Annotated in this window: 5 protein-coding genes; all 5 read right to left on the bottom strand. The window is 71.1% G+C overall.

The window, feature by feature from the left end:
• A partial coding sequence (locus tag IH00_RS0103215) for a beta-ketoacyl synthase N-terminal-like domain-containing protein (RefSeq protein WP_031069303.1) occupies positions 1–323 on the bottom strand: 323 nt, incomplete at its 3' end.
• A 703-nt stretch (positions 324–1026) separates the two neighbouring features.
• Entirely contained in the window at positions 1027–1401 is a 375-nt protein-coding gene (locus tag IH00_RS0103220) for a nuclear transport factor 2 family protein (RefSeq protein ID WP_031069295.1), read from the bottom strand.
• 142 nt (positions 1402–1543) lie between these two features.
• Entirely contained in the window at positions 1544–2470 is a 927-nt protein-coding gene (locus IH00_RS0103225) for an NAD-dependent epimerase/dehydratase family protein (RefSeq protein ID WP_031069297.1), read from the bottom strand.
• The gene (locus tag IH00_RS0103230; protein WP_078887534.1) at positions 2467–5391 is read right to left on the bottom strand and encodes an AMP-binding protein; all 2925 of its coding nucleotides are present in this window, start codon (positions 5389–5391) and stop codon (positions 2467–2469) included. Before IH00_RS0103230 ends, IH00_RS0103225 begins: the two co-directional genes overlap by 4 nt.
• Before the next feature lie 878 nt (positions 5392–6269).
• Entirely contained in the window at positions 6270–6734 is a 465-nt protein-coding gene (locus IH00_RS0103235; RefSeq protein ID WP_234334753.1) for a DUF3995 domain-containing protein, read from the bottom strand.
• Between the last annotated feature and the right edge of the window lie 232 nt (positions 6735–6966).

A 6966-nucleotide genomic window follows, 5' to 3' on the forward strand; every position in this document is an offset into this window, starting at 1 on the left:
GCGTCGAACTCCCCGGCCCTCTCGACGAAGCCGCCCTCCCGCGTGTACGCGGTCCCCGGGTGATCCGGATCCGGATCGAACAGCGCGTCCAGGTCCCAGCCGCGGTCGCCCGGGAACTCCGACACCGCGTCACGGCCCGACGCCACCAGCTCCCACAGCTCCTCCGGCGAGCTCACCCCGCCCGGCAGCCGGCATCCCATGCCCACGATCGCCACCGGTTCGCTCGCCCGGTCCACGAGTTCCTGGTTCTGTCGCCGGAGGCGCTCGGTCTCCTTGACCGACCTCCGAAGGGCTCCGATGATGTCGTTCTTGTCGGTGGCCACGCCTACCCCTCCTGACCCGGGCGCGGCGATGCGACCAGGTTCTCGACTGCTCTCATGCCGCGCGCTCCCCTGTTGCGCCAATGAGTCACGGCCTCGTCCACACCGGACCGCCGGACATGCGTCCGCGGTCGGGCCATCTCTCGGTACGGGACATTCCGACTGCGCCGAAGTGACGTTCCCGGCACGCCAAAAGGGCTCGACGGCGTCGCGACGCACTGCAAAGGGCACCAAAGAAGGTCTTTGGAATGTCAAACCCCGGCAGAAAATCTCAAAAACGAGCTGTGCGCATCCTCATCCGGCGCATTCACCGAGTGACTCGGCCCTGCCGCATGGCATGGATGCCACTACTTCACCTTGCATGCTTCCGTGACTCCCCCGTGTGTCATGCATTGCATTGCCTTGAGTCTCATCAGACATTTCAGCGAAACGCGCGCGGCGAACAGCGATGCTCAAGCGGCGCCCTGCGTTCGTAAATGGTGAGTGCGACTTTAGGCCACTTTCCCGGACCCCAACCACCGGGGGACAGGTAGCTGTCATGCCCTGCCGGTCGCTCTACGGAACGTCGCGAATCCGGTTCTCTCCGTTGCGGGATGTCCCGTGCCCGGGCAGGAAACTGTCACCCCGTCATCCCGTGTCCACGTCCGGGCCGCCGCCGTGTCGCCCGGCCGGCGCTGCGACCGGGGCACGGCGGCCACCCGGGGGCTCAGCTCTCGATCAGGCGCTGGAGGGCCACCGTGTCGAACACGTCCTCCATCCGCACCGCGACCCCGCCTCGCAGGGTCCACGAGTGGACGAAGGGCAGCGTCCGGGTGGTGCCGCGGAGGGAGGTGACCTGGCGGACGCCGAAGACCACGACCCGGTCCCCGGAGACCACGTACTCCCGGGGCTCCAGGCGCATCCCGCCCAGGACCTGCGGCACCCGGGAGAGGAACTCCCGGACGCCCGCGTGGCCGTGCCGGGTACCGCCGAGGCCGTAAGCGGCCATCCCGTCGGGATGCACCCACTCCACCTGCGGGTCGAGGGTGTCGAGCAGGGCCGCCACATCGCGGTCGTGGAAGGCGCGGTAGGCGCGCTCGATGAGAGCCCGGTGCCCGTCGGCCGTGGCTGTGTCTGTGGCCGTGTCTGTGTCTGCGGCTGTGTCTGTGTCTGCGGCTGTGTCTGTGTCTGCGGCTGTGGTCATGCTGTTCATGTCGTGTGTCCCCGTTGTTCGAAAAGCTGCTTCAGACCTGGATGTGCTGCGGATACAGGGCGCGCAGGGTGCGTTCGATGCCGTCACGCCAGCCCACCCGGCAGGGGCCGGTGAGCCGCCGGCGCAGGGTGGGGTCGAACCGGTACGTCTCCCGGGTGACCTCGTCGGGAACGAGCCGGGCCTCGACACCGGTGAGCGCCTCGATGTGACGGAGCAGGTCGGTGACGCCGACCGACTCGTCGCCACCCCAGTTGACCAGCGTGGAGGGCACCGAAGCGGCCCGCCACAGGTGCGGGACCTGCGCGACGAGGTCGTCGGTGTGAAGGAGCGAGCACCAGTTCTGGCCCGTCGGTGGCACGGCGATCGCCGCCCCGGCCAGCATCTGCCGGAAGTACAGCATCGGCACACCGCCGTAACTGCCCGGCCCGTAGGCGATGTTGAGGCGGGCGATGGTGGTGGGCAGGTCCAGCACCCGGGCGAACGCGCGGACCACGCCCTCCGTGGCGAGTTTGGCCATCGGGTAGGCGGGGAGCCAGTCGGCGGAGGCGTCGACCGGGTCGTCCTCGGTGTAGGCGTGGTCCAGTGTCCGCCGGGCGTACAGGGCCCCCGTGGAGACGTACAGGAAGGATTCGGCCGCGCGGCAGTGGGTCATCAGGCGGCCGGTGGCCACCGTGTTGATCTCGGCGGCGCGGTTGAAGTCACCGTCCTCGCCGCGGTCCACGGCGGAGTGCAGCACATGGGTGAAGTCCTCGGGCACGCCCTTGAACGCGTTCTCCGAGGTGTCGGCCATGTCCCAGCGCCAGGTGATGATCCCCGCGTCGGCCAGTTGGCGCTCGACGCCCGGGGCGCCGAACCGGCCCAGGCACCAGACCTCGTTGTGCTCGGCCAGGGCCAGGGCGACCGGCCGCGCCACCTGCCCGGTGCCGCCGGTTATCAGGATCTTCTTGCCTCGTGTCACGTCGTCTCTCCCCCGTGATCGGTCGTACGTACGGTGCCGCCGGTGGCGCGCGCGGCGTCGGCCTCGGCCAGGCAGCGGTTCAGCTCCCGGCGCAGGATGGCCTGGAAGGCCGCCACATGGCGCGGCCCCATCAGGGTGTGGTGCTCACCGGGCACCTCCAGGTACCGGTTGGGCTCCGTGGTGTGCTCGTCCCAGCGGCGCAGTTCGTGCTCCAGCCAGTCCTCCCTGGTGCCGCGCAGGGGCTCCGCGTGGAAGACGCTCATCGAGCGCACCGTCCCGGCCGGCTCGTAGCCGCGCCCCAGATCGGTCAGCGCGTCGGCGACCTCCGCCCAGGCGGCGAACTTCTCCTCGTCGAGGTCGAGGTCGGCCAGCCGCTGGGCCGGGGCGAGACCGAGCAGGCGGGACACCTGCGCCTCCCGGGGCAGCGCCCGCAGCGTGGCCGGGAGCCGGGCGGCCTGCTCCTTGTCGATGAGGTCGAGGAAGGCCGCCAGGTGGGTGGCGGTCTCGGTGAAGTCCAGCTCCTCCATCCGGTACTTGATGTGCGGTGGCAGGTTGAAGCTGCCGACGAAGTCGACCCGCTCTCCCCCGGCCTCCAGGACCTTGGCGATCTCGAAGGCCACCGAGGCGCCGTACGAGTAGCCGGCCAGGGCGTACGGACCGTGCGGCTGCCGCGCCCGGATGGCGGTCACATAGGTGTCGACCATCTCCTCGTAGGAGGTGAAGGGCTTCTCGCCCTCGTTGAAGCCGCGGGCGCGCAGGGCGTAGAAGGGGCGGTCCCCGGTGAAGTAGGTGGCGAGTCCGACGAAGACCAGCACCTCGCCGACGCCCGGGTGGACGCAGAAGAGCGGGGTCCTGGTACCGGATGTCTGCAGCGGCACGATCGGGTCGTACGGGCGGACGCCGGCCGGTGTCCCGGTTCCGGCCCGGATCCCCGTCCCGGCCCGGCCGCCGCCGGCCAGGCGGGCGGCCAGGTCGCGGACCGTGGGCGAGGTCAGGACGGTGACGACCTCCATCCCGGTGATGCCGAGGCGCTGCGCCACCAGCGCACGCAGCCGCAGGATGTCGATCGAGGTGCCCCCCAGGTCGAAGAAGCTCGCGGTGGCGCTGATCGCGGCCGGGTCCATGCCGAACAGCTCGGCGTAGATCACCGCGATCGCCCGCTCCAGCGGCCCCTCGGGTGGTGTGTGGTCTCCCAGCATGCGCTGCCGGAGGTCGTCCGCGGCGCGCCGCTCGGCGTCGTACGCGCCCGACTCCAGGCTGCGCCGCATCCGGGCGCGCTGGATCTTGCCGAGGCTGGTCTTCGGGAAGGACTCGGCGGGCAGTGGCAGGACCAGCGCGGGCCGGAAGCCCCAGTGCATCACCACGGTGCTGCGGATGGCCGTCATCACACCGTGCAGGCCGTCCTCGGCACCGGCGGGGAGATCGGGGGTGAAGGCGATGACGAGCTGCTCGGTGTCGCTCCCGGCCGGGCGGGTGGGGAAGGCCGCGACATGGGTGGGGGTCACCCCGTCGAGCCGTTCGAGCACGGCCTCGATGTCGTGGCTGAAGTAGCTGACACCGTTGACGATGACGCTGTCCTTGCTGCGCCCGACGAGAGTGAGCCGGCCGTCGTCGATACGGCCCAGGTCGCCGCTGCGAAACCAGTCGTCGGCCGTGAAGGCCGCCGCGGTGGCCTGCGGGTCGTTGAAGTAGCCGGAGGTGAGCACGGGGCCGCGCAGCTGGAGTTCGCCGGCCTCGCCGTCGGGCAGCACCCGCCCGTCCTCGTCCACCACCCGCATGCGCAGCCCCTCGACCGGGGTACCGAGGTGGGCGAACTCCGCGCCCCGGTCGGCCTCGGGGAAGGCACCGCGGGAGTACACGCTGCCCGCGCAGGTCTCGGTCATCCCGAAGGCCGGCCAGAGGGCGTCGGGCGCCAGGCCGTACGGGGCGAGCGTACGCAGAAACGTCTCCCCGGTGGCCACGACCACCGCCTCGCCGCCGCTGACGATGTGCCGCAGCCTGCTGAGGTCGAGGGGCCGGGGCTCGGCGTCCAGCCGGCCGGCCGCCGCATTGATCAGCCCGAGCAGGAAGTTCGGGGTGAAGGTCATCGTCACGCCGTGCCGGTCGGCCAGCCGCAGGAACTCCAGCGGATCACCGAGCACCGCCGCGGCAGGGGCGTGGACCTGGCGGCTCCCCGTGGACAGTGGCAACAGGTGGCATTCCAGGAGCGCCGCCACATGGTCGAAGGAGACCCAGTTCAGCATGGTGTCGGCAGCGGTGAGCCGCTGGTGGCCGTTCTTGGCGGCCATGGAGGCGAGCAGCGCGGCATGGCTGAGCATGACCGCTTTGGGGGCACCGCTCGAACCGGAGGTCAGCATGAGCAGGGCCGTGTCGTCCGGTAAGGCGCGGTGCGGTTCACCGGCCGGTGGGTGATCGCACAGCTCCTCCAGCGCGGCCACCCGCAGCCCCTGGACGTGCGCGGGTCCGTCGGCGAGGGCGGTGGTGGTCACGGTCAGCGGGTCGCCGAGCAGGGCGGCCACATGGCGCAGCCGCTCGGCGAAGGCCACCGGGTCACCGGCCGGTGCCGCCATCGGGCAGGGGAGGAAGCCGCCGAGCACCGCTGCCCAGAACGCGGGCAGGAAGTCCTGCGAGCGTTCCAGGACGATGACGACCCTGTCCTTCGGTCGCAGTCCCCGCGCCCGCAGCCCGGACAGGATCCGGCGGGCCCGCTCCAGGAGCTCGGGGTGGCTCTGGGCCTCGTACCCGAGGTGGGCCGCGCCGTGGCAGTGGCGCAGTCCGGAGGCGGGATACTGCTCGGCCGCCGTCAGGAGCAGGTCGGTGAGGGTGCCCGTAGCGGTGCCTGACGAAGGGGTTGTCGGGGACGCGGTGTTCGGGGACGTGGTGTTCGGGGACGCGGCGGTGGGAAGCGTCGAGGAAGTCACGGTCGGGTTCGTCTCCTGGCATCGGGGCACGCCGAACGCGGCGTGTGTGCCGAATCGGATGAAGGGCGTGAAGGTCGTCCGGGAGCGAGGAGGTGGCCGAAAGGCTCGGGGGGCGCTGATCGGCGTCCGGGGCGCCGCTGCCGTGGGCCGGGGCCCGGCCCTGGTGGCACGGCCGGGCCGGCGGCCGGCCGGCGGGCGGCGAAGCCCGGGGACGCGGCGTCGGCGCGGCGGGGGCCGTGCCGCTCACCGGAGCGGGCGCCGGGCTCCGGCGCGTCGCGGCCGGCGGCGGTGCCGATCTCCGGATGACATCCCGGTGGGCGGTCCACCCGGCGCTTGAACAGCGGTGTCGGTGGCGTGGAAGAACGGCGCATCTGTGAGCTGACTCATCCCCGTGCGACTTGTGGTCAGGGGGCCACCGTAGGCTCGATCATGGCTTGAACGGGGATGTGCAGGGGCGCAGTTGGCCAGGACCGGACACCGTCGGCACGCTCCGCGCAAGGAGCGGCACGGTGCGCGACGCAAGCGGAACTGGTGCTTCGTCTTCCGGGGCGACGGTGCAGCTTGCTGCCAGCGTGGCCGGATAGGTCATCCGAGCCGGGGCAGGCGGTGCAGCTTGATGCCCCGGTCGGTCGTCGGCGTTTGCGCCGATGGTCGCGGTGGACCGCCCGGGGAGGGACGTGACCTCGATGCGGGTCGCCGGTGCGGGGGCACGTACGCGCGGCGCCAGGCGGCATGCCTCCGGCCGCGGCTGCCGTCGTACGCCGGGGCCGGGACGTATCCGCGGGGCGGCGGGCCCGGAACCCCGGCGAGCACACCGACGGGTGCCTCGCACCACCGGACCCGCACGGTCCGGGGCGCCGACAGCACCCGCCGATCGGTCAGTAACGCCTGCTCGCGGCCACCGCGACCATGCCGCCCAGGACGCCGAGCGCCACACACAACGGCGAGTACAGGACGCTGTTCCAGCGCTGGAATTCGGCGGCGGCCCCGGAGTTCATGAAATACCCGCCGACACCACGGGCGAGCAGCACCCCGGCCAGCCCGTACATGCCCACCAGCCGCAGCCAGTCCGGGCCGATCGACGGGATCGACTCGTTGACCATGAGGGTGAGGACGGCGCCACCGAACAGCGCCAGGCCGACCATCATGGCGCTCGCCGCCGACGGCATCACGCCATCGTCGGTGCCACCGATCGTTTTGGTGAACGTCACCGTATCCTTCATCGGCCAGGGCGAGAACGCCCAGATGAAGTGCATCACGCCGGCTGCCGTGAGTACCGTCGCCAATCCCACGGGGACCACAGTGCGGATCATTTCCAGTGCCTCCCACTCGATTCCGTACACGCCACGGAATCAGTATGGCAACAGCACTTTTACCGAAGGGAGTTGACCCCCTTTCACCACCATGGCAGGAGGCGCGACACCGGCGGACGCAAACCTTTTTCCGGGTTCCGGGCACGCGAACGGGACCTGCGGTGGCCGAGAACGAACATGGACTCGATACCGCAGGTCCCGTTGCCGGCATTCCGGCGGAGCGGCTCCTGATCAGGTTCCGTGCCGGCCGGTGACTGTCCAG

Origin of the sequence: Streptomyces sp. NRRL S-118, from assembly GCF_000716335.1 — a bacterium.
Lineage (GTDB): Bacteria > Actinomycetota > Actinomycetes > Streptomycetales > Streptomycetaceae > Streptomyces.